Below are 22,525 nucleotides of genomic sequence, written 5' to 3'. Positions count from 1 at the left end.
TTCTAAAGATAAAAAATATCAACACAATAAAGCGCAGTGCAGGTTATAGGCTACATTAGTAAATAAACAAAGTAATTTGTTAATATTTTATGAACATATTACGCTTTATAAATATAAAACTTACAGCACTAGGGAGTGTGTATGAGCAATGAAACACGTATCTGCAATAATAAGATGCAGAAAAATGATAATTCTTGCGTAAATGTTCAAAAACATACCCGTATACCTAGCATGAACGCATTAGCGATGTTTGTAAGCCAAATTTTTGTTGTAGTACTTCTCGCAATTGCAGCAATATTGCCAATCGCAACAGCAAAAATAACACTTATATTATGCCTTATCATAATGCTTACATTTATAGCGTTGTGGCCACTGCACGGAAATGTAATTGACCGAGCTATTGCATTATGCGCAGGAATTGCTTCTACATGGTTTGCAACCGGAGTATTAAAGGGATGGCTACCAAAAAGCGTCATTATTGATAACGAAACTGTGTCGATGAGTAAGTTCATTGCTGCAATTCACCCTTACGAACGCTGGGCTGTATCTTTTGCTCTAATTCTTGTAGCAGCAACATTTGTAACATTCTTGAGGCAAATGCTGCGCGAGAATCGCACAAATTTAGTACGAAATCTTTCGCACACGCTTACTGCAAGTATTGCTTGTGCAGCACTTCCGGGTTGGCTATTTTTGCCGTCAATTATTAGCTTTATGCCATCGCTTCGCAATTTAGACGGTGGAATACTCGTTATAGTACTGTGCATATTTATGCTAATCGCGCTATCAGGACTTTCATATTTGTGGGTTCGCAACAATTATGAAGAATACGAAACTGGAATAGTTTCGCACGATATCGCCATTTCTATATTGCCAATAATGCTTTCAGGAATGCTCGTGTATATTGCAGGCCTTGGAATGCTAGTAGCTGCTTAAAATTATTTAAAAGCGTATGCAACGTTACATTTTAATTTACTTTTGAAAGCAGCACGCACTTACATAAAAACGTCGAAAAACACGGTATGTGTCTTCGACGTTTTATTTATTAGCTTTTAATCTTTATTGTTTTACTCATTAAAAGCGAAACTTATTTTTCGCTTTCTTCCAAGCGCTTGCGAGCTGCGACGATTTCCTTCTCAGCCTGCTCTACACCAGCCCAGAAGTCACCAGGAAGAACTTCCTTACCTGGCTCCAAAGCCTTGTACTGCTCGAAGAAGTGCTTGATTTCAGCTTTATGATACTCGTTCACGTCATCGATATCCTTGATGTCGTCAAAACGAACGTCTGCTGGAACGCACAAAACCTTGTCGTCTCCGCCAGCTTCATCAACCATGTGATACAAGCCAACGGCGCGGCACTCAACAACGCATCCTGGGAACACAGAATTTGGAATCATAACAAGAGCGTCAAGTGGATCGCCATCTTCGCCCAAAGTGCCATCAATATAACCGTAATCATCTGGATAACCCATAGCTGTGAAAAGGGTGCGATCCAAGAATACGCGACCAGTTTCGTGATCCACTTCATACTTGTTCTTAGAACCGCGTGGAATCTCTACCACAACGTTAAAAGTTTCTGCCATATTGGCTCCTTTGATAACTTTAATAACAATTCATATAACTGTTCTATCTCACTTTAGCGCGCACCGACGAACGACAGCAATAGAGCATATAAAACAAAATTTTGTTAACAAATTTCGTTAAATGATAAACGTTTTGTATCACTTACAGAAGTAGCATAAAATCACATATTTCTAGCACATCCTAGGCATAGCAACAAGACACGCTTTAAGCTATAAAAGTGTCTTAATACACAGTTACTATTGCTACGTTTTACACACGATATGTTGCATACATACCAGTATGGTTACCGAAGCGTAGGCAAGATGACAAAAAAGAGATGCGTGAACACTTCCACTGCTTCACAAGCAGATCAATCCTTCAAAACAAAGAAGGTTCCTGCAGAAAAAAATGCTAGTAAAACGACCTCAACTAATCTTTCAGCAAACGCAAATAATACCGTAGAAAAAACTATTCATAGCGCAAAAGCTGAAAATAAACAATCATCTACTTTACCTACAAATACTGTTTCGAAGCGAAATAAAGCAATAGACGGTTTAAGAGCTTTAGCAATTATTGGTATTGTATGCTTTCATATGCGTCCAAGCCTTCTTATGGGAGGATTCCTTGGAGTAACACTATTTTTGGTATTGGCAGGATATTTTTGTACGAGATCAGTTCTGCGCTATTTAAACGCAGATGAAAACGCAAAAAATACAAAAAATATCGGAGATAATAATAAAAATACTCAAGGAATCAAGCATTACTGGGAGTATTTACTAAAGCGCGTAAAAAGAATTTGGCCGTCAACACTTGGAATTATCGCTATAACAGCACCAATTATGTGGCTTTTTTCGCCAAGTCTACTACCAAAGTTACAAGCGGATGCTCTTTCAGGCTCCGGATTCTTTAGCAATATAATGTATGTTGCCCGTAAACTTTCATATTTTGAACAGTCCGGACTACCTTCTCCTATCAAACATCTTTGGTATCTCGGACTTTTAATGCAGGCTTTTGTTATATGGCCTATTATCCTTGCTGCACTTATTAAATTCGTGCGTAGCAAGCTAATACGCATGTATATCACAGCAGGCTTAGCCATACTTTCTTCTATTCTTACTTTTACTTTTGCCTACTTATTTAACAATTACACAACTCCAGCTCGCGTCTACTATTCTCTAGATACGAGAGCATCAGAATTCTTAATGGGTGCAATGCTAGCAATGTACGGTGCTTGGTTTGTCAAACATTCATTCCACGCGTGGCTTATTCATGCATTACATTTGCTAATGGGCAAAAAGAACATATCGGTCAGCTTAGCTTCATCAGTTAAGTTAGACAGTAGTGTAGATAATTCAGCACTAACGAAAAAATCAGATAAATCCTGCGCAAATAAAGAAAAAGAGTTTATTGAAGATGGAATACCTGCTGACTTGCGTAAAGGATTACAAATTGATTTATCAGATAATGGCGTAACTCCAGATATACAAGAACTTCCAAATAACGCATTCAATAAGCCAAAAACTGTTTTTTATAATCCACTTCGTGCATGGCAGCGATCTTGCGTTGGGTTATTGGCAACAATTGTGTTGTGCTACTGCTTCGTGTATGCAGAAGGCACATCTTCAGTATTTGTTTTTGGCGGATACACAATAACAGCAGCCGCTTGCACACTAATACTATGGTCTTGCACGCAAACTGATAATATTTGCTCAAGAATATTTGCATGGACTCCACTCGCCTATATCGGCAGACGCTCTTTTGCAATTTATTTAGTTCACTTCCCTGTTCTTGAATTATTCAACCCAGCAAATAGAACAACTGCTATTTCTACAGGAGAGCAAATCTTGCAAGCACTAGTAATAGTTGCACTTGCAGAATGCTTGTATCAGTTATTTGAAAAGCCAATAAAAGATCAACAATTATTTAAGCTTATTCGCTCTGTCTCACTAACTTTGTGCTGCATAATTATTGTGTCGTTAATTATCTTGCCAGTAAATTGGCAGGATATAGCCAAGCATAGGTCAATGCAGCTTCGCCCAGAATTGACAGCACAAGTAGAGCAATCTTCATCGTCAAATAAAAAACCTACTGCTTTTGACAAAACTAATTCTAAGCAAGAAACAAAAGAAAAAGCAGTTCCAAAAGGTGTGCAAAAGAATGTAGTAAAACAGTCTCTTCCACCTACACCATCGAAGTATCGTATTCTCTTCCCTATTGCAGAAAAAGTTCCACGAAATCTTGTTACTACTCATACGCGGATCGACAAACGACGCAATACTTGTTCCGTAAACTTAACTATGGTTGGAGATTCCATTACTGAAGGCGCTAAACCATATTTGATGCAAGTTATGCCTAACGCTTATATAGATGGAAAAGTGAGTAGACAAATTTTCCACGGAGCTGATGAATACGAGAAAGATATTTCGGCAAAACACGCTGGAGATGTGGTGATTTTCGCTCTTGGAACCAACGGTCCTCCTCATGACGATAGCGTGCTTCAACACATGGTTGATGTCGCAAAAGGTAGACCTGTTTATTTCGTTACCACACGAGTTCCGCAACCTTGGCAGGATGCAACGAACGATAGCTTACGCAAGTTCGCAGCAACTCATCATAATGTTGGCATTATAGACTGGCATGGTTTGAGTAATGGTCACTCGGAATATTTGACTGACGATGGAGTTCACTTAACTCCAATTGGCGGTCCACAATACGCGAAGATGATTCGTTTAGCTGTATGCGGCGGCTGAAAATTAGAGTTATAACGCGCTAAAACTTTTTAATACTGTTATTAAGCATAATAAATTGTGTTTTGCGTGGTGAAAATAGCTACGAAATATTACGATAGTATCTATGACTGAGTTGAGGACACTACGTGATTTGCAAGACGCTGGGGAAAGCGTATCTACTTGGACGAATCCTTTGCGCGATCCACGTGATTTGCGTTTAGCTCGCATTGCGGGTCCGTGCAGCCTAGTAATTTTTGGCATTACTGGCGATTTAGCACGCAAAAAACTTATGCCAGCAGTATATGATTTAGCTAATCGCGGGCTTTTGCCTCCAGGATTTGGTTTAACTGGTTTTGCGAGACGCGATTGGACGGATGAACATTTCGTAAACTTTGTGCGCGAAAATATTGAGCAGCATTGCAGAACGCCATTTCGTGAGTCAACTTGGATTAATCTCGCTAAAGGCATACGTTTCGTACGCGGCACCTTTGACGATGCGTCCGCGTTTGAGCGTTTAAGCAAAACAGTGAACGAACTTGATCGAGACAGAGGTACTCGCGGAAATCACGCTTTTTACATGTCTATTCCGCCTTCCAGCTTCCCAGTTGTTGCCCAACAGCTTGCAGCATCAGGTCTTTCGCACTCTTCTGAGCATGCTTGGCGACGCGTAATTATTGAAAAGCCTTTTGGCCACGATTTAGCGAGCGCACGAGAATTGGATCGCGTCGTTTCTGAAGTTTTTGATCCTAATTCTGTGTTCCGAATTGACCATTATTTAGGCAAGGAAACTGTGCAAAATTTGCTGGCTTTCCGCTTTGCTAACGCAATGTATGAGCCGATTTGGAACGCAAATTACGTCGATCACGTGCAAATTACGATGGCTGAAGATATTGGCATTGGCGGAAGAGCCGGATACTACGACGGAATCGGTGCTGCACGTGACGTGATTCAGAACCATTTGCTTCAACTTATGGCGCTTACTGCTATGGAAGAGCCTGTAAGTTTCCGCGCTAGCGATTTGACTGCTGAAAAAACGAAAGTTCTATCCGCAATCCGACTACCTCAAGACTTGGCTGCCAATACTGCTCGAGGACAGTATGCAGCAGGATGGCAAGGCTCTTACAAAGCTGTTGGATACTTGGAAGAGCAAGGAATCGACCCTAAAAGCACTACTGAAACGTACGCTGCAGTGCGACTTGACGTTGATACTCGCCGTTGGGCTGGAGTTCCGTTCTACTTGCGAACCGGAAAACGTTTAGGCAAGCGCGTTACGGAAATTGCTGTTATTTTTAAGCGTGCTCCGCATTTGCCGTTTGAGTCTACTGCAGTTCGAGAGCTTGGTAGCAATGCTATTGTGATTCGAGTGCAACCAGACGAGGGCGTTACTATGCGCTTTGGTGCGAAAGTCCCTGGCGGAACTGCTATGGAAGTTCGAGACGTTTCTATGGACTTTAGTTACGGACGCTCTTTTACTGAAAGTTCCCCTGAAGCTTACGAGCGCTTGATTCTTGACGTACTTCTTGGCGAACCACCGCTATTCCCAACTACGCAAGAAGTAGATTTAAGTTGGAAAATTCTTGACCCTATTGAGGAATTCTGGAGTTCGCTTGGCACACAACCGCAACCATATCGCGCTGGAACATGGGGTCCAGCAGAAGCTGATGCTATGCTTGCTCGAGATAATCGCCATTGGAGGCTGCCATGATTATCAACCTTCCTGATACTAATACAAGCAAAATTGCAGCAAAAATCGACGAATTGCACGAAGAGCGCGGCGAATCTGCTACTGGTCGAGTGCTCACTTTGCTTATTGATACAACTCTTAAAGAGTTAGAGCATGCACTTGATGCAGCAAACACAGCTAGCCGCGAGCATCCTTGCCGAGTTATTGCAATGGTTCGAGATTGGTCTAGCGAGCACGCTGCTGAGCGCGGTGAGGTTGTGCCGAATCTCGATGCTCAAGTACGTTTTGGGGCAGATGCTGGAGCTGGCGAAATTATTATTTTGTATCCGCACAACGGTTTAGTTCGTCATCCGGATACGCTTGTCATTCCACTACTTGTGCCAGATGCACCGGTTGTTGCATGGTGGCCAACAAACGCTCCGGAAGATCCTGCTCACGATTTGCTTGGAGCTATGGCAAGTAGCAGAATTACTGACGCACAGCGAGCAGACGATACTCTTAAAACTGTGCAAAACTTGCGTAAAAACTGGTCTCCGCAAGATGCAGATTTGTCTTGGACGCGTTTAACTCCTTGGCGCGCGTTACTTGCTTCTATGCTCGATCAACCTCCACATTTGCCTATTCTTAGCGCGAAGGTTGTGGGTCCTACTCATTACGTATCTCTGCATTTACTAGCAGCTTGGATTAAGAGTAGCTTGCACGTTCCTGTAGAAATAGTTGAAAATCCTGAAGCTCAAGCTATTACTTCCGTAACTTTAGAACGCAAGGATGGCACATTGTCACTCACTCGCCCTGCTGGCGGAGATCAAGCTTTGATTAGCCTGCCTGGACAGGCTGCACAACCTATTGCGCTTCCTATTCGCACTCTGGATGATTGCTTAAGCGAAGAATTGCGACGCATTGATCCTGACGAAATTTATGCGCAGCTGGTGCGAGATAATCCTTCAGAAAATGCGTGAAACATTACGTGAAACAATTCGTGAAATATTTTTAATTGCATAAAAGGAACAACTATGACAAATAATGAAGTTACTTTTGCACATAACGCAAGTATTTACGGATACGATAATCGCGATGTGCTTGCAGCCGTTGCAGCCCAACGTCTAGTAACGCTTATTATGGAATCACAGAATGATGTGCAAAATCTCAATAAACCATTTCATTTATTACTTACTGGTGGCACAGATTCAATACGCATGTTCCAAATGCTTGCTAATAACCCGCTTTTACCAGCAATTAATTGGAATTTAGTGCATATTTGGTGGGCAGATGAGCGTTTCGTAGCTTATGATAGCGAGGATCGCAATGCGCGCAAGGCTCGCGAAATGTTTCTTAACTTACTTACTTCTAACAAAGCTTTGACAGAATCTCATATTCACGAAATGCCTGCAGATGAGCGTAATGCGGAGGAAATTGTAGCAGCCAGCGACGCTGAAAATGACGCTATTTTAGACGCTGCAGCGCGCGACTATGAGGAAGAAATCGTGAGCATACTTGGCAAAGAGCCAGTGTTTGATCTAGCAATTCTTGGCATGGGGCCGGATGCGCATATGGCTTCACTTTTCCCAGGATTACCGCAGGTTAATAATCGCGATCGCATTGTTGTTGGAGTAAATCACTCCCCTAAACTTCCGCCAATGCGATTGTCTCTTACAGTTCCTGTGCTGGCTCACAGCCACCGCACTTGGTTCTTGACTGCCGGAGTAGAAAAAGGCGCTGCTTTAATGAATGTACTTTCTGGTGATAATAATCCAGAATATCCTGCGTCTTTTGCAAACGGAACTGACGAAATCTCTTGGCTAACCACCGCGGAAACTTTGCAAGCTGCTATTAAGTAACTTGTATAGCTTTCTAGCAACATGCATAATACTCAGAACAATAAATAACAGACCTCTGCATAATAATGCAAAGGTCTGTTATCTCTAAATATTATTTGTTTTAATCTTGCTTTACTTCTGGGCGATTAGGCTCTGCCCACAAAGTGTGGAATACGCCTGGCTCGTCAATGCGACCGTAAGTGTGAGCGCCGAAGAAATCACGCTGAGCCTGAATAAGCGAAGCTGGCAAACGCTTGGAACGCAATCCATCGTAGTATGCAAGCAAGCTAGAGAATGCTGGCACAGGAACCCCGTGCTCAACTGTACGCGCAATAACACGACGCCAAGCAGCCTGCGACTTTTCAATAGCATCCTTAAAGTACGGTGCAAAAAGCAAAGAAACGCTCGCTTCACCGGACTCAAAAGCCTCAGAAACGCGGTTCAAGAACTGAGCGCGAATAATGCATCCACCACGCCAAATGCGAGCAACCGCAGCCTGGTCAATCTTCCAATCATGCTCAATTGCAGCAGCAGCAATCTCGTCGAATCCCTGAGCATAAGAAACAATCTTAGAAGCGTACAAAGCTTGGCGAATATCCTCAATAAACGCCTTACGCTCAGCATCGTTCAAATCAAAATGCACATCCGGACCAGTCAAACCTTGGCTTTCAGCAGCTTCTCGCAAAGCAACCTGGCTGGAAAGTCCGCGAGCAAACACGGCTTCAGCAATACCGGTAACTGGTATTCCGAGAGAAAGCGCAGACTGTACAGTCCAAGTACCAGTGCCCTTCATGCCAGCGTGATCCACCATCATCTCAACCAAAGGCTTACCAGTTTTAGCATCCTTCTGGCGAAGCACATCAGCCGTAATCTCAATCAAATAAGAATCAAGTTCGCCCTTATTCCACTCGCTAAACACGTCTGCAATTTCGTCGGATTTCATGCCCAAGCCGCGAAGCATTAAATCGTAGCTTTCGGCAATAAGCTGCATATCCGAGTACTCGATGCCATTGTGAACCATCTTCACAAAATGACCAGCGCCGTCAGTACCAATATGTGTTACGCAAGGCTCACCTTCAGAAACAGCAGCAATAGACTTCAAAATAGGACCAAGAGTCTTCCAAGATTCCTCAGTGCCACCAGGCATCATCGAAGGACCACGCAAAGCACCTTCTTCGCCGCCAGAAACACCGCAACCAACGTAATGAAGACCACGCGCGCGAATGTCACGCTCTCTGCGAATCGTATCTTCAAAATAAGAGTTTCCGCCGTCGACGATAATATCTCCAGGCTCCATAGCATTTGCAAGTTCTTCAATCACAGCATCAGTAGGAGCACCAGCTTTTACCATAATTATTGCGGTGCGCGGACGCTTTAGAGAAGCCACAAATTCTTCAACAGTTTTTGAAGGCACAAAAGCACCTTCACTGCCATGCTCATTCATTAAAGTTTCAGTGCGCGAATAATGACGATTATAAACAGCTACTGTATTTCCATGATGCGCAAGATTACGCGCTAAATTCGAACCCATGGCAGCCAAACCAACAACACCAATATTTGCCTGAGCTTGAGTCATAATGACACCTCTTATCTTGTACTTGTTTTGTTATTTGCACGCATGCTTTGCGCACCCAAGCAATCTGCATTATCTACAAAATGCACAACTTTTTATTTTGCGTTACGCCCCTTCAAGAAACGCACTTAATAATTTTATAGGCGGATATGCACAAGGCTTAACAATATGCAAGTTAAGTAGTTCCAAATATAAATTCTGTGAAATAGATTACATTTTTAATCGTTAAAACTAAGCTCATATTCACTTCATAAAACACGACACGCTTACAAACACGCTATTTTTAGCTATTTTAAATAATAACTATATATAGTGTTTACACAGTCGACACACCACTATAAATAGTGCTTATTCAGAGTAAGCTAACTACTTGGCTTTTGTCGATACAACACGGAATTGCAAAATTCCCCCATCGCCAGAGGAGATTGAAATGACTATCACAGTGTTTACTAAACCTCATTGCCCACAGTGTGATGCAACTAAGCGACAGTTCACAAAACTTGGCGTGAACTTTGAAACAGTAGACTTGTCAAAAAGCCCTGAATCACTCGAACAGTTAAGAAATGCCGGATACCGTCAAGCTCCAGTAGTCATTGCTCCCGACGCATCCTGGAGTGGGTACCGTCCAGATCTAATTGCGCAAATTGCGGATAAACTCGGAACTTCCGCAGAGGCAGCAAAAGAAGCATAAGAAATGTGTGAGCAAGAAAATATAACACAACAAAGCGAGCCTGAATCGCGCGCACAAGGCGAATCAATCGGAGCTGTAGTCTACTTTTCCTCAGTTTCCGAAAACACGTTAAGATTTGTGCAAAATTGCGATTTTCCAAGCAATAACGTAAACGTGTACCGCATACCACTTCGCCCTAAAGAGCCGGAATTAAACGTGCGCGAACCGTACGTTTTGATTGTTCCAACTTACGGCGGTGGAAATATTGCGAAAGCAATACCAATGCAAGTTCGCAAATTCTTAAATAATCGCGAAAATCGTTCGTTTATTCGCGGGGTAATTTCTTCCGGAAATACAAATTTTGGAGAAGCATATTGCGCTGCAGGCGGTCAAATTGCAGGAAAGTGCAAAATCCCAAATATGTACTCGTTTGAACTCACGGGAACTGCAGAAGATATAGAAAAAGTAGCGCATGGGATACCGAGATTTTTAAAACAACTCAAAGAAACAGAACAAACGAAATAAACGAAATAAGTAAAAGAAACAAAACAAACAGCGTTTGAAAAACAAAAATAACGCATGAAGAAAGGAACAAACCCCATGAATAGCACAGATCCGATGAGCGAATCTACTTCGCTTAATCTTGATCACACTGATTCTGCAAGCACAACTGCCAGCACAACAGCAGAGCGCATTCGCAACAGCCGCGACTACCACGTTCTTAACGCTATGCTCGGTCTTTTTGACCCAGAAAAAGGCATTCAGTTTGATAAAGATCAGGAAGCAGAAAAGCTTTACGTTTCGGATTACGTGCAAGAACACAGCATGAAGTTTGCTTCAACTCGCGAACGCTTGAACTATTTGATTGACAACTATTACTACAACGGCAACGTGTTCAACAAATACAGCGATGAGTTTCTCGATAAATTCTACGAGCATGCAGAAGCCGCTCACCACACTTTTGGCACATTCTTAGGTGCTTTTAAGTTCTACACTTCTTACGCTTTAAAGACTTTCGACGGCAAACAGTATTTGGAAAACTTCGCTCAACGCGCAGCTGCAGTCGCTTTGGAACTCGCAGACGGCGACGAAAAAGCAGCGCTCAACTATTTGGACGAAATGCTTGCAGGTCGCTTCCAGCCAGCCACTCCAACGTTCTTGAATCTTGGTAAAGCTCAGCGCGGAGAGGCTGTGAGCTGCTTCCTCGTGCGTTTGGAAGATAATATGGAGTCTATTGCGCGCGGAATTAATTCTGCTTTGCAACTTTCTAAACGAGGCGGCGGCGTGGCTCTTTTGCTTACGAATTTGCGCGAGCTTGGCGCTCCTATTAAGCGCATCGAAAATCAGTCGAGTGGCGTTGTACCTGTTATGAAGCTTTTGGAAGATTCATTCTCTTACGCTAATCAGCTTGGCGCTCGTCAGGGCGCTGGTGCTGTGTATATTAGCGCTCACCACCCAGATATTATGCGTTTCCTCGACACTAAGCGCGAGAACGCGGACGAGAAGATTCGTATTAAGTCGCTTTCTTTAGGCGTTGTTATTCCAGATATTACTTTTGAGCTTGCTAAGCGCAAAGAAAAGATGGCTTTGTTTAGCCCTTACGATGTTGAGCGCGAATATGGCAAGCCTTTTGCAGACATTTCTGTTACTGAACATTACGACGAGATGGTTGCAAATCCTCGCATTCACAAGAAGTACATCGACGCTCGCGAATTCTTTATGACACTTGCGGAAATTCAGTTTGAGTCTGGCTACCCTTACATTTTGTTTGAGGATACTGTGAATCGCACAAATCCTATTAAGGGTCGCATTACTATGAGCAACTTGTGCTCCGAGATTTTGCAAACTCAGGAAGCAAGCACTTATAACGCTGACTTATCTTATAGTCACGTTGGCCGCGACATTTCTTGCAATCTCGGCTCTCTTAATATTGCTAAGGCAATGGATGGTGACTTGGGTGCAAGCGTTGATTTGGCGGTACGTGCGCTCACTTCTGTTTCTGAGCATACTTCGATTGATTCTGTACCTTCGATTCGTCGCGGAAACGCAGAAGGTCACGCTATTGGCTTGGGTCAAATGAATTTGCACGGTTTCCTTGCTCGCGAGCACATGCAGTACGGAAGCGAGGAAGCTCTTGACTTTACAGACATGTACTTTATGACTGTTGCTTACCACGCTTATAAGGCTTCTCACGCTTTGGCTGTAGAGCGCGGACACGCTTTTGCAAGCTTTAAAACGAGTGCCTACGCTAAGCCTGCAGGAAAAGGCAACTATTTCGATAAATACACTGATGGAAGTCGTTCTCTTGAGCCTCGCACTCAAGCGGTTCGCGATTTGTTTGCTCGTTTCAATGTTGCGATTCCAAGTGTTTCAGACTGGGAGCAACTGCGCGACGAGATTTTGCGCGACGGCATTTACAACGAGTATTTGCAGGCTGTTCCTCCAACTGGCTCAATCTCTTACATCAACCATTCCACGAGTTCAATCCACCCAATTGCTTCTCGCATTGAGATTCGTAAAGAGGGCAAAGTTGGTCGCGTCTACTACCCTGCAGCATACATGACGAACGACAATATGCAGTACTTTAAGGATGCTTACGAGATTGGCTGGAAGGCAATTATTGATACTTACGCTGAAGCAACTCAGCATGTGGATCAGGGATTGTCGCTTACTTTGTTCTTCCCAGACACTACGACTACTCGCGATTTGAATAAGGCTCAGATTTACGCATGGCGCAAGGGCATTAAGACTCTTTACTACATTCGTATTCGCCAGAAAGCTTTGGAAGGTACGGAAATTGAAGGTTGCGTAAGCTGCACACTATAAGTAGTAGTGATAAAAATTTTAGCTACGTAGATATTTCCAAATTAAATAAAAAAACTTAAAAATTTTGTAAAACGTAAACACAAGATCAGGAGTAATTATGACAGAACTCGATACAACTGCGCTCGATCCAACAGCATTGCGCAGTAGCCTCGATAAGCCTTTCGGCACAAATCGCGTAATCGCAGATGACGCTATGATGGCAGCTTCTATCACACCATCTCAGTACCGCTACCATCACGGATCGCGTGTACGCCCAGTTAATTGGAATAATATTGTTGACGACAAGGATTTGGACGTTTGGAATCGTCTTATTGCTAACTTCTGGCTTCCTGAAAAAGTGCCGCTGAGCAACGATATTCCTTCTTGGCGTTCCCTCACCGATCTTGAACGCAAGACCACTACTCGCGTTTTTACGGGCTTGACTTTGCTTGATACTAGCCAGGCAACTATTGGCGAGCTTTGCCAGATTGAGCACGCTCGCACTGAGCACGAGCAGGCTATTTACACGAATATTGCTTTTATGCAGTCGATTCACGCGCGCTCCTACTCCTCTATTTTCTCTACTCTTTGCTCTAGCGAGGAAATTGACGAAGCTTACCGTTGGGCTGTTGGCAACGATGTTTTGCAGCAGCGCGTCACCACTGTGCTTTGCGAGTACGAGAGCGAAGATCCGCTTAAACGCAAGATTGCTGCAACTATGCTTTCTTCACTTCTTCTTTACGCGGGATTCTACCTTCCGCTTTATTTTGCTTCTCGCGGAAAGATGATGAACACTGCCGATATGATTCGTTTGATTTTGCGCGATAAGGCGATTCACGGCTATTATTCTGGTTACAAGTTCCAGCGCGGTTTGGAGCTTAGAAGCGAGAACGATAAGAAGAATCTTGAAAAGTTCACTATGAACTTGCTCGATACTTTGTACGATTTGGAAGTTGAGTATTCTGGTCAGATTTACGAAGGATTTGACTTCCACGATGACGTTTTTGACTTCGTTCGTTATAACGCTAACAAGGCTTTGATGAATCTTGGCTATCCTGCTAAGTACAGCGAAGAAGAAACTCACGTAAGCCCAGAAATTCTCGCAGCTCTATCTCCTGCTGCCGACGAAAATCACGACTTCTTCTCCGGCTCTGGCTCCAGCTACATCATGGGAAAGTCTGTTGAAACCGACGACGACGATTGGGACTTCTAGTCGCATAATTGATTGTTTATTTGATTAACTGACTGTTCGATTGGTTAACTAATTAATTTAATTAGTTAACCAATTTAATTTATCTAAGTCAATTATTGAACCAAAATATCGTATACATAAAAACTGAAAAATTAGAAAGTAACATGAGCCCCCTCAGCCTTTATGGTACACTATGGAAAAGAAACTGGTTTTGTTAATCCCTTTATGCAAAAATCAGCAGTGACTATCAATTCATCCTCCGTTTAAACTAAGCGTTTTGGGCTGAACTGAGCAGGCGCTCAAGTTTGGAATCCAAATTGATAAGGATGCCTAGCAGTTGTTAGTCACATCTATACGAAGAAAGAAGGTCAGTTATGGGGAAAATGACTTATAAAAAAGTACTTTGTGTTGTAGTGCTATTCAGTTCGCTGGTGGGGCTAGCGGCCTGCGGTAGCTCCAAAGCAAACAATTCAGCGTCTACGAAAATAACCCATCAGTCAACTAAAAAACATTCAAAATCAATCAAAAAACCTTCAGAAAAGAACGTTCCTGAGGCTTTTGTGAAAGGCGAAAAAGGAACTTTTGAAGCACTAGGTGAAACTAAACCCGTTATTTGGGACGCTTATCCTGATAAGTTGGCCTACGTGAAAGATGCTTTTTATCATTGGACACTTCAAGACGACTGGTTCCAAGTCATTACTGGTCACTACATGGTCGTCGACCGTTTAAATACTTCAGGAATGTTATTAAAGAAACTTCAAAAGGGCACACCAGTTAAATTAAACGGCAAAGACTATAAAGTGGCAGATTATAAAGACTTTGAAGGAGGAGGCAGCGCGGATAAATTGTTAAGCCAGTTCAAAGGATATGTTGAGCAATTCCCTAAATCTGCTTACTTTATTCAAACCTGTCTTGATGCCAGAACTTATGGCGGACAACGTTTAGTAGTTCTTGACGTAGCAAAATAGTAAATGGTTTAGCCACAAAATTTAGGCTATTTGCCAAATTTTGTTGTTTTGAAAATATTGCCTGTTAATCAATATCGTTGATGAACAGGCAATATTTTTTAACTGATTACGCGACTGTATCGTATAACTTTAATTGCACAGTCGCTATGTTATACGCGTTATCGTGGTTAATTTACGCTATCTGTCCTCTTCAAGACCAGCAGTGAATTTTTCTGCTAAGATGTGAAAGCCTTCTAAATATTCTCCATAACCATCGGCAATAATCGCATCGTCATGAACTACAAACTTATTATTTTCTAACACTACATACTTGGTAAAGAATTGCTCAAGCTCTGCAGCCAATTTATCAAAATCTTCTTCAGAAAGCTCATCGTCATCGTCACTAGTATTTGCTGCAGCAGATGGATTCCAATTTTTTACTCCAAAATCTTGACTCATGATATTCCTTCTTCTTAATGTAATCTATGAATATTGCATATTAGCATCCTAGACAGCAACCAAAAAGTTACTGATAAATAAAAAACAACTAAATAGGATTAAAATCTACCGTAATATAACTTAGAAAATATGAAATAGAAGATTAGCGAAGTGCTGTGTGCATTTCGCTAATCTTTATGAAATAAATTGTTCAATAACGATCATCAGGTATGAAGGCACGTGCAAAAGCAACAATAAGTGTAAAAACAAATGTTTCAATCCACCTATTTGGAGATGAAATGTAAGCAATTGTATTGCCACTAAATATTGCAAAAATTCCAAGCAAGCCAATAAATGTCAACGGCATATAAGTAGCTTCTCGTTTGATAAGTCGCTTAAAATAAGCCAAAATTTGCTTTTTCATAATGATTCACCTACCCCACTGGTCACGACATTGCCATGCGCAATACCCAATTGAAATGCAATACCAACAGAACCACCGAGTTTCTTTAACACTGTCTTTGCTAAGCGCTTCACCGCATAATTCCTTTCCTTAAAACGTTATTTTGCTGTACAAATAAATTGTGCAATGGCTCTCAGTGTAATAAAAAAATACTGTCATGTAATCAGCTGTAACTATATTTAGTGACACAGTAAAATTGGCAATACTTGTGATTGTTATTTTTGGGCTCAGTAGAAATTTTTATGCTGCAAAAATCAACCCAAACACATCCGTTATCGTGTCAGTTTTTGTTAGATTTGCAATTTTTGCCACGATAACTCCATAAATATGTCTTTATTTAAGAATGGTTCCAAAACGGAAATGTTCTTAAATGTTGATTGTTGAGAACATACAAACTGCTAATCGTAAAAGTTTTAAAAAGTTTTCTAAAAACGCTATCGTTAAAAATAAGTACGCCTATTTGTGTAGATAAAATTTGAACGTTAGTATGTTGGTAATTTACAAAACAAGAATCACAAGGAGGTGCTTATTATGACCAATCCTTTGCGCGGTATACGAGAAGAAGATATCGTCAAGTACTTTAAAGATCACAATCTTTCAGTTGATAAGACGTATGTATTTACCATGAAATACGACCCTTGGTGGAAAGATTTACTCAAACTATTTTTGTTACCTAAATTATTCTATGTAGCGCAAAGTGTTGATGCGCGTATTGTTGCTGCCACTAATAATGAGTTTATTGTTGTTAATCCGAATACCATTTTAGGCTCGGGTAATCTAGCTAAATTAGACGATAAGCATCTTCATCGCATTCCGTGGAATCAACTCACTAATTTTGAAGTTATAAATAAGCCAACAACCCAAATAATTCGCTTTACTGCGAATGGTAAAACCGAAGAATGGAGTGTGCCAACGGAAAGTGCTAGCGTATGGCACTTTAATGTGTACAATCTTGATAATTTGAGAAAAACAATACAATCGCACATCTCTTGATAAGCGGATTCCAAAACAAGATACCATATATTGTATGAACACTACTTACGCAATTGTTGATAATGACACGCTTGTATTGCGATATATGCAACTTCTTCTGAGAAGTCGTTTGCCTGAAAACTTTGTTTGTGCATGGATGTGTTCTTCTGCAAAACAAGCTATTCATCGTTGCGTTACAGAAAATACTCCTGACATACTTTTAGTAGATATGTCAATGAGAGAAATGAGTGGTGTTGATGTAATTAAGGCAATTCGCGAGCGCAATAGCAATATTGTTTTGATTGGCATTACTTCCTACATGCTGGATGAATACGTATTGCAAGTTGCTAAGTCGGGTGGTCAAGCGCTAGTACATAAAGACAATTTAGCAGACATAGTTGCAGCTATTCAATCGCGCACAACAAGCTACGGTTGCCCAGAATTGCCACAATATATTGACTATTTTCACACTCCGCAAGAATCATTCAATATGATTTCTCAACTTCCGAAGACTTCAGTTTTGTCTCCTCAAGAATCGGAAATTATGCGCTTGTGCAAACAGGGATCTTCTACGAAAGAGATTGCAGATCAGCTTAATGTGAAAGTTTCAACAGTCAACACGCACTTACGGCGTATTTATGGAAAACTTCAAGTTAAAAGTCGTATGCAAGCGCTCGCTGCGCTCGCAAAATATTCGCATGACATATAACGTGTAAGAAATTAACATGTAAAAGTAGGTAGTTATGAAATTATTAACGCGTATGATCAATTTTTTGCCGCATGATGCCTGGCAGAAAATTGGAATTGGCGCAATCATAAGTTGTACTTTGATTCTTGAAATTTGTTCCTATAATAATCTTCATTACTACTCTAATTGGCATGCAATTACGGTTGAAATAGTATGGATTGTAATCTGCTTATGTATTGCAATATGGCCTCGTAAAGCATCTTTTATTGTGCTTATTTGGATGCCGTTGGTAATTATTGCGCCAAATATCAACTACTCATCTATGATGCTTACCATATTGATTTGTTTAGCAATTGCTGTAATTACTCAACCTTGGTACACTGTGCTTTCTTCTTGCGGAGTTTCTTCATGGTTCTTTATTATCTGCGATTTTCAAAACGCTTATGTGTTAGCGTGGTGGCTTCTTATCACTCTTATTTCTAGCGCAATCGTAAAATACTATATTTCCACTATTCACCAACAGCAAGAACAGTTATTTGCACAGCGTTACAACATTTTTCAAAAATATGCCACTATTGCAGCAATTCGCATGCACGATGAAGTAACTAATGAGCTTTCCAGCATTATGATGATAGCTCAACAATCTATTGAACCTCAAACAACTCATGACCAAGAGCATGAAAATTCGCGAGAGATTCTTCAACGTGCTACTACAACTGTTCATAGAGCACGTAATATTATTTCTCTTCTTGACAATGCTACAACTGCAAGCACTGGCGATGTTATGCAATCGACTACATTTTATAAAGATTTTTGCACAGGCTTACGTGTTTTATTTGACTGTGAACAAAAGTCATTTGAAAAGCTTGACTATATTGGTTCCATTGACTTGAGTAGTGATTTAGCTACTGAAAATTCGAGATCAGCACATTTGCCTTTTGAAGAATGTGCTCAGATTGAGTATATTTGCCGAGAACTGCTTGCGAACGTAAAAAAGCATGCTGCAAAACCTAAAGAATACGCCATGAATGTAATGCTTAATGACCATGAATGTCATATTACGTGTATAAATAGTGCGCAACGAGGCGTTCTTGCTAACTTGCAATTAGGATATGGACTGCGTTTTCATAAGATGCTTGCGGAACGAGTTGGCGGAACTTTTAAAGTTATTGAAGATGGCGATTCGTGGATTATTAATGTACATGTTCCACTTCATGTAGAGAAATAGTCATTGTGCTTTCTTGCGCTTTAATCGAGTATTTGGACACGTTTTAATCGAGTATTTGGACGAAGCTTTGCACAGAAGATGCAAGTAAGCGGTTAATTTGCAATGCAGAATGCTGTTTCGTTGCTATGTCATACACGTTATCGTGGCAGTTTTTGTAAGATTTGCAATTTTTGCCACGATAACTTGCTTAAAAAATATAGTTATACAAAAGGAATAACATTTTCAAGCGAACTTGATGAAATTATAAACTTATTGAACGTTCTTAGCTCTAAGCAAAATGACTAAATTTTGTATCCATTGGCGACATAAAAATGCCGCTTTGTGTCATATCTCTCATGTTTATTCTTGACAAACTCATATAACAACTTTAATATTTTTAATAAAAGTTTAATTTAATTAAAGTTTTATAGGTTGACGAAAGGGGTGATATGGATCATATTCCAAAATGGATGGCTAATCTCACAGACGAAGATATGTCGTTTATAAAGAACTTTGTATTATCGTCTGGATCGTTAAAAGAAATGTCGCAAATGTATCAAGTCTCTTACCCAACGATGAGAATCAGGCTTAACCGGCTCATTGAAAAGCTGCACATAAGCGACAATGAACCAGAAGACCCGTTCGTTCTTTTAGTAAAGAGTCTTGCTATTGACGATAAATACGATGTTGACACAGCTCGAACACTCATAAACGAATATAGAAAAAGAAAGGATGAATCATGAGCTATGCATTATTTGGTCCAATAATTGACATTCTTATTGCACTTGTTATATGCGTATTAGTGTTCTTTATTGCAAGAAGTCTTATTCGATATGCGCATTCTCTTAAAAAAGACGATAAGTCATCTAAGCAGTCTGCAGAAGATAAAAGAATTGTATTACAAGACTTATAAAACACAAAAATCACACGTTATCGTGGCAAAAATTGCAAAATTCGCAAAAACTGCCACGATAACTCGAGAGTTTAAGTACTGCTAGTTTAGTGGAATAACAACATTGACCAGCCAAGTGTCATCATCTTTTTGCGCGTTTAAAGATCCACCTAAACGTTCCACAGATTTTTTGTGGAATAGTAACCCTTTGCCAAAAACAAGCCTTCCACCAAACTTATTCGACAACGAATTCATGCACATTATTTTGCATTCTCGCTCATCAACAGTAACGTTCATAGAAAAGTCAACGCTAGTATTGCAATGCTTGCGAATATTAGTAAGCAACTCGCTGCACATGCGAATAGCACATTGAGCTTTTTCAGTACTAACAGTTGCAGATGCAGCAAAATCACCACTCCCCGAACTTTTATCAACCACTATTAAAGAGCCATAGTACCCAAGCTGCTCACAAATTTGCCGTTCAGCCTGTAAACGCGCACGAATATTGCATAAAAGATCAGTCAAATTCATGCAATCATTGTTATTAGAACTATAAACAAACTGCGTACTAGCAATATTTGAATCTAAAGAATCATCATACTTTTGTTCAGCTTGCTCAAGCAGGCTGATAACAAGTCTCGCTTTGGAAAGTGCATTACGCGAATGTTCAATAATCTGCTCTAACGATTCTTTTGTATGTTCATTGTTCTCAACATATAAAGCATCCGTCGCAAGCAACGTAATATCAGTAATCTCATTGTTCACATCGTCATGCAATTGCAACGCAACAGACGCAATATAAGACTGGAACTTACTCCGTACAATATCCATTTTTGCGCGATTATTTTCTTCCAACATGTTCAAATATTTGTGCAAAGCGTAGCCACAAATCATAGAAATAAGAACAAAACAAGGAAAAGTAAGCGGAATGTACGCCATTTTTGCAAAGTACATAATATTAAGCGAAACTATGTAAGCGCAAAGCAAATACTTCCACGAATCGTAAAAGCCTGCAACAAGCATGCCAGAGAGCAGCGCAAAAAGCACACAAGTTGCATTTACGCCTGGTACTGCTAACGTTACGCAATAAAAAATCGGAGTTACGAGTGATATTTGACGCGGAAAAGCAATCATAAGAAAAGTTGCAAACATCCAAACGTATTGGCACGCAGATTGTAATGGATTGTGCCACAACCCAGCTGTATTACAAGATTGCACATCCATTGACACTACAAGAATCGCCAATATTATGAATAAAGTTCGCTGAATTTTCCAGCTTTTAACCAACTCAATAACGCGCGAAAATGTTTTCATTAACATGCGTTATCCGTTTCTTGCAAAATATTCGTATGATTCTGCGGCGAATCATTCAAATATTGCAGATTGCTATTTTGCTCACGATTTTGCATTGCAGCAAATGCGGATATTGCTTGCACTCGGTTAGAAACATGCAATTTTTTGTAAATTCTATGAATATGCGTGTTAATAGTGTTTGGCATAAGACCAAGTTGAGCCGCAATCTGATTCGTTGTGTAGCCTTTAGCAAGCAGATCCATGATTTTTAGTTCTTGAGGCGGCAAAACGCTACGCGATCTTGATTTAGAAAGCCTAATAAAAGATTCTTGCGGTGTAGCAAAATCGTAAGCAACGTCTTTAACGCAACGGCAGCCATACACGTGCTGATTATCGCAATATTGCAAAGCTTCTGCCAAACCTTTGAAATTGTCTTTAGCAACCATTGCCTGCCCACCAACTTGCGCTACTGACGAAGCATAGGATCTGCAGTCATACGAAGTCATACCAATTAAAATAATGCTATTGTTTTTCTCACGAATTGCGCGTATTACGTCTACTCCAGACATGTCTTTCATTGACATATCAATCAAAATATAATCCGGAGTAGTTTTTGCTACTTGGCAGTATTCCAAAGCTTGCGCTCCAGATTTTACGCACCATTTGCACGCGTACTCGCTTGGCAAAAGCTTGCTGAGCACGTTTCGCATAACCGCTAAAACTAATGGATCGTTATCTACTATTGCATACGTTTTTGGCATAATGGCTTTCTTGCAATTTCACGCTACTTTTCTTATATTTTACTTTATAAGTGCGCACAAAATAGAGCAAATTGTGTAGCAAGAAATGATTACAAGTAATGCATGTAAGTCAAATGTGATTATAATAAGTGACAGTATGCGACTTTTGGTTGCGTTGAAAACTCATTTTCAATAATGATTGCAGCAGGATTATATGACAAAACGACTAGTAGTATTGCACTCCGCAGAAGTAGCTGCGATGGCGTTTGCCTCAGCAGCTGCTTTTATGCGTAGTTTTGGCTTTTTTGTTTTGTGGCTTGTTTTAGGACTCCTTTCTGTTGCAATGTATTCTTATGCATATTTTTTCTTGCGCAAAAATGTTCTTGAAGGCGAAAATGCAAGTAACACAAATAATATAGCTGAGCTTGATAGCGATAACACTAACAGTATAAGTAGAGATAGTGAACTTAAGAGCACAGGCAGCAAAAAGGCTTGCGATACTGAAAATTACGATAGCTGCGATAATTGCGATAACTATGACAACAATGTTAAAAACAGCTACGGCTCAGAAAACGACAAAAGCGAAAGTGCCGAAGAAAACAAAGTTGTCGCACTAAAACGCAAAAAAGTCGAATTGCAAAATAAGCAAATACTTAACAATTACTCAAATAATTTAACAAATATTATTACATGCTTTATTTGTGGGCTTATTCACGTTCCTTGGATTTATTACTACGGAATTGCAAATGGTGTCTTAGCATTAGTGATTTTGTGTCGAGTCATAAAGCGCCCACAAGGTCACCCTACGGATAAAAGCGATTTTTAAGGATTTAAGCTTATTGGCAATCTACCATTA

Annotated in this window: 22 protein-coding genes; 16 read left to right on the top strand and 6 right to left on the bottom strand. The window is 40.7% G+C overall.

Features of this window, described 5'->3' with window-relative positions; genetic code table 11:
- The first annotated feature begins 141 nt into the window (after positions 1-141).
- The gene (locus DOD25_RS06160; protein ID WP_004574144.1) at positions 142-933 is read left to right on the top strand and encodes a hypothetical protein; all 792 of its coding nucleotides are present in this window, start codon (positions 142-144) and stop codon (positions 931-933) included.
- Between the two features lie 151 nt (positions 934-1,084).
- Here the strand turns inward: DOD25_RS06160 and DOD25_RS06155 are convergent, their stop codons facing one another.
- Complete coding sequence (locus DOD25_RS06155) at positions 1,085-1,579, bottom strand: inorganic diphosphatase (protein WP_004105658.1); 495 nt, start codon at positions 1,577-1,579, stop codon at positions 1,085-1,087.
- A 303-nt stretch (positions 1,580-1,882) separates the two neighbouring features.
- Here DOD25_RS06155 and DOD25_RS06150 point away from each other — a divergent pair, with 303 nt between their 5' ends.
- From DOD25_RS06150 to pgl, 4 genes are all read left to right on the top strand, one after another.
- Positions 1,883-4,309, top strand: a complete 2,427-nt coding sequence (locus DOD25_RS06150) for an acyltransferase family protein (RefSeq protein ID WP_196776767.1) — start codon at positions 1,883-1,885, stop codon at positions 4,307-4,309.
- A gap of 103 nt (positions 4,310-4,412) precedes the next feature.
- Positions 4,413-5,993, top strand: coding sequence for a glucose-6-phosphate dehydrogenase (gene zwf, locus DOD25_RS06145; protein WP_004105660.1), 1,581 nt, complete (start codon positions 4,413-4,415; stop codon positions 5,991-5,993).
- Positions 5,990-6,931, top strand: a complete 942-nt coding sequence (locus DOD25_RS06140; RefSeq protein ID WP_004105661.1) for a glucose-6-phosphate dehydrogenase assembly protein OpcA — start codon at positions 5,990-5,992, stop codon at positions 6,929-6,931. Before zwf ends, DOD25_RS06140 begins: the two co-directional genes overlap by 4 nt.
- A gap of 54 nt (positions 6,932-6,985) precedes the next feature.
- Complete coding sequence (gene pgl, locus DOD25_RS06135; RefSeq protein ID WP_004574148.1) at positions 6,986-7,810, top strand: 6-phosphogluconolactonase; 825 nt, start codon at positions 6,986-6,988, stop codon at positions 7,808-7,810.
- A 100-nt stretch (positions 7,811-7,910) separates the two neighbouring features.
- Here pgl and gndA read toward each other — a convergent pair whose 3' ends face one another.
- Positions 7,911-9,365 carry an NADP-dependent phosphogluconate dehydrogenase gene (gene gndA / locus DOD25_RS06130; protein ID WP_112928860.1) on the bottom strand — a complete coding sequence of 485 codons (1,455 nt, stop codon included), beginning with the start codon at positions 9,363-9,365 and terminating at the stop codon, positions 7,911-7,913.
- A gap of 427 nt (positions 9,366-9,792) precedes the next feature.
- On the opposite strand from gndA, the gene nrdH reads away from it, so the two are divergent.
- The 5 genes from nrdH to DOD25_RS06105 all read left to right on the top strand — a co-directional run bounded on the left by nrdH (position 9,793) and on the right by DOD25_RS06105 (position 14,997).
- Positions 9,793-10,053: a glutaredoxin-like protein NrdH gene (gene nrdH / locus DOD25_RS06125; RefSeq protein WP_004574150.1), complete on the top strand. Its 261-nt coding sequence runs from the start codon at positions 9,793-9,795 to the stop codon at positions 10,051-10,053.
- Between the two features lie 3 nt (positions 10,054-10,056).
- A complete protein-coding gene (gene nrdI / locus DOD25_RS06120; protein ID WP_064621463.1) occupies positions 10,057-10,557 on the top strand; it encodes a class Ib ribonucleoside-diphosphate reductase assembly flavoprotein NrdI in 501 nt (166 codons plus the stop codon).
- Positions 10,558-10,632: 75 nt separating this feature from the next.
- Positions 10,633-12,858, top strand: a complete 2,226-nt coding sequence (nrdE, locus tag DOD25_RS06115; RefSeq protein WP_100066576.1) for a class 1b ribonucleoside-diphosphate reductase subunit alpha — start codon at positions 10,633-10,635, stop codon at positions 12,856-12,858.
- Positions 12,859-12,955: 97 nt separating this feature from the next.
- Positions 12,956-14,050, top strand: a complete 1,095-nt coding sequence (nrdF, locus tag DOD25_RS06110) for a class 1b ribonucleoside-diphosphate reductase subunit beta (RefSeq protein WP_004105670.1) — start codon at positions 12,956-12,958, stop codon at positions 14,048-14,050.
- Positions 14,051-14,403: 353 nt separating this feature from the next.
- Positions 14,404-14,997, top strand: a complete 594-nt coding sequence (locus DOD25_RS06105; protein WP_004105672.1) for a hypothetical protein — start codon at positions 14,404-14,406, stop codon at positions 14,995-14,997.
- A gap of 177 nt (positions 14,998-15,174) precedes the next feature.
- On the opposite strand, the gene DOD25_RS06100 is transcribed toward DOD25_RS06105, so the two are convergent.
- Together DOD25_RS06100 and DOD25_RS06095 are read right to left on the bottom strand one after the other, a co-directional pair.
- Entirely contained in the window at positions 15,175-15,435 is a 261-nt protein-coding gene (locus tag DOD25_RS06100; protein WP_004105674.1) for a hypothetical protein, read from the bottom strand.
- A 190-nt stretch (positions 15,436-15,625) separates the two neighbouring features.
- Entirely contained in the window at positions 15,626-15,838 is a 213-nt protein-coding gene (locus DOD25_RS06095; RefSeq protein WP_004105675.1) for a hypothetical protein, read from the bottom strand.
- A 570-nt stretch (positions 15,839-16,408) separates the two neighbouring features.
- Here DOD25_RS06095 and DOD25_RS06090 point away from each other — a divergent pair.
- The 5 genes from DOD25_RS06090 to DOD25_RS06445 all read left to right on the top strand — a co-directional run bounded on the left by DOD25_RS06090 (position 16,409) and on the right by DOD25_RS06445 (position 19,657).
- A complete protein-coding gene (locus DOD25_RS06090) occupies positions 16,409-16,870 on the top strand; it encodes a hypothetical protein (RefSeq protein WP_004574152.1) in 462 nt (153 codons plus the stop codon).
- 34 nt (positions 16,871-16,904) lie between these two features.
- Positions 16,905-17,558: a response regulator transcription factor gene (locus DOD25_RS06085; RefSeq protein ID WP_004105678.1), complete on the top strand. Its 654-nt coding sequence runs from the start codon at positions 16,905-16,907 to the stop codon at positions 17,556-17,558.
- A gap of 34 nt (positions 17,559-17,592) precedes the next feature.
- Entirely contained in the window at positions 17,593-18,765 is a 1,173-nt protein-coding gene (locus tag DOD25_RS06080; RefSeq protein WP_004574153.1) for a sensor histidine kinase, read from the top strand.
- Between the two features lie 428 nt (positions 18,766-19,193).
- Positions 19,194-19,487 carry a DUF2089 family protein gene (locus DOD25_RS06070; RefSeq protein WP_004574154.1) on the top strand — a complete coding sequence of 98 codons (294 nt, stop codon included), beginning with the start codon at positions 19,194-19,196 and terminating at the stop codon, positions 19,485-19,487.
- Positions 19,484-19,657 (top strand): hypothetical protein, encoded by a 174-nt coding sequence (locus DOD25_RS06445; protein WP_004105682.1) that lies wholly within the window; start codon positions 19,484-19,486, stop codon positions 19,655-19,657. Before DOD25_RS06070 ends, DOD25_RS06445 begins: the two co-directional genes overlap by 4 nt.
- Positions 19,658-19,738: 81 nt before the next feature.
- On the opposite strand, the gene DOD25_RS06060 is transcribed toward DOD25_RS06445, so the two are convergent.
- On the bottom strand, positions 19,739-20,956 hold the full coding sequence (locus DOD25_RS06060; protein ID WP_112928859.1) for a sensor histidine kinase: 1,218 nt from the start codon (positions 20,954-20,956) through the stop codon (positions 19,739-19,741).
- Positions 20,950-21,690, bottom strand: a complete 741-nt coding sequence (locus tag DOD25_RS06055) for a response regulator transcription factor (RefSeq protein WP_004105686.1) — start codon at positions 21,688-21,690, stop codon at positions 20,950-20,952. Before DOD25_RS06055 ends, DOD25_RS06060 begins: the two co-directional genes overlap by 7 nt.
- A gap of 193 nt (positions 21,691-21,883) precedes the next feature.
- Here DOD25_RS06055 and DOD25_RS06045 point away from each other — a divergent pair, with 193 nt between their 5' ends.
- The gene (locus DOD25_RS06045) at positions 21,884-22,495 is read left to right on the top strand and encodes a hypothetical protein (protein ID WP_004105689.1); all 612 of its coding nucleotides are present in this window, start codon (positions 21,884-21,886) and stop codon (positions 22,493-22,495) included.
- The last annotated feature ends 30 nt before the right edge of the window (positions 22,496-22,525 follow it).

This window comes from Gardnerella leopoldii, from assembly GCF_003293675.1.
GTDB classification, from domain to species: Bacteria; Actinomycetota; Actinomycetes; order Actinomycetales; family Bifidobacteriaceae; genus Bifidobacterium; species Bifidobacterium leopoldii.
This window is presented reverse-complemented; position numbering and strand designations above follow the sequence as displayed.

Bases quoted from the DNA above. Each gene is read 5' to 3' on its own strand.
- DOD25_RS06150 (WP_196776767.1), top strand. From the start codon at position 1,883: ATGACAAAAAAGAGATGCGTGAACACTTCCACTGCTTCACAAGCAGAT.
- zwf (WP_004105660.1), top strand. From the start codon at position 4,413: ATGACTGAGTTGAGGACACTACGTGATTTGCAAGACGCTGGGGAAAGC.
- DOD25_RS06070 (WP_004574154.1), top strand. From the start codon at position 19,194: ATGGATCATATTCCAAAATGGATGGCTAATCTCACAGACGAAGATATG.
- DOD25_RS06140 (WP_004105661.1), top strand. From the start codon at position 5,990: ATGATTATCAACCTTCCTGATACTAATACAAGCAAAATTGCAGCAAAA.
- DOD25_RS06060 (WP_112928859.1), bottom strand. From the start codon at position 20,956: ATGTTAATGAAAACATTTTCGCGCGTTATTGAGTTGGTTAAAAGCTGG.
- pgl (WP_004574148.1), top strand. From the start codon at position 6,986: ATGACAAATAATGAAGTTACTTTTGCACATAACGCAAGTATTTACGGA.
- DOD25_RS06095 (WP_004105675.1), bottom strand. From the start codon at position 15,838: ATGAAAAAGCAAATTTTGGCTTATTTTAAGCGACTTATCAAACGAGAA.
- DOD25_RS06085 (WP_004105678.1), top strand. From the start codon at position 16,905: ATGAACACTACTTACGCAATTGTTGATAATGACACGCTTGTATTGCGA.
- nrdF (WP_004105670.1), top strand. From the start codon at position 12,956: ATGACAGAACTCGATACAACTGCGCTCGATCCAACAGCATTGCGCAGT.
- DOD25_RS06155 (WP_004105658.1), bottom strand. From the start codon at position 1,579: ATGGCAGAAACTTTTAACGTTGTGGTAGAGATTCCACGCGGTTCTAAG.
- gndA (WP_112928860.1), bottom strand. From the start codon at position 9,365: ATGACTCAAGCTCAGGCAAATATTGGTGTTGTTGGTTTGGCTGCCATG.
- DOD25_RS06090 (WP_004574152.1), top strand. From the start codon at position 16,409: ATGACCAATCCTTTGCGCGGTATACGAGAAGAAGATATCGTCAAGTAC.
- DOD25_RS06045 (WP_004105689.1), top strand. From the start codon at position 21,884: ATGACAAAACGACTAGTAGTATTGCACTCCGCAGAAGTAGCTGCGATG.
- nrdI (WP_064621463.1), top strand. From the start codon at position 10,057: ATGTGTGAGCAAGAAAATATAACACAACAAAGCGAGCCTGAATCGCGC.
- DOD25_RS06160 (WP_004574144.1), top strand. From the start codon at position 142: ATGAGCAATGAAACACGTATCTGCAATAATAAGATGCAGAAAAATGAT.
- nrdE (WP_100066576.1), top strand. From the start codon at position 10,633: ATGAATAGCACAGATCCGATGAGCGAATCTACTTCGCTTAATCTTGAT.
- nrdH (WP_004574150.1), top strand. From the start codon at position 9,793: ATGACTATCACAGTGTTTACTAAACCTCATTGCCCACAGTGTGATGCA.
- DOD25_RS06445 (WP_004105682.1), top strand. From the start codon at position 19,484: ATGAGCTATGCATTATTTGGTCCAATAATTGACATTCTTATTGCACTT.
- DOD25_RS06105 (WP_004105672.1), top strand. From the start codon at position 14,404: ATGGGGAAAATGACTTATAAAAAAGTACTTTGTGTTGTAGTGCTATTC.
- DOD25_RS06100 (WP_004105674.1), bottom strand. From the start codon at position 15,435: ATGAGTCAAGATTTTGGAGTAAAAAATTGGAATCCATCTGCTGCAGCA.
- DOD25_RS06080 (WP_004574153.1), top strand. From the start codon at position 17,593: ATGAAATTATTAACGCGTATGATCAATTTTTTGCCGCATGATGCCTGG.
- DOD25_RS06055 (WP_004105686.1), bottom strand. From the start codon at position 21,690: ATGCCAAAAACGTATGCAATAGTAGATAACGATCCATTAGTTTTAGCG.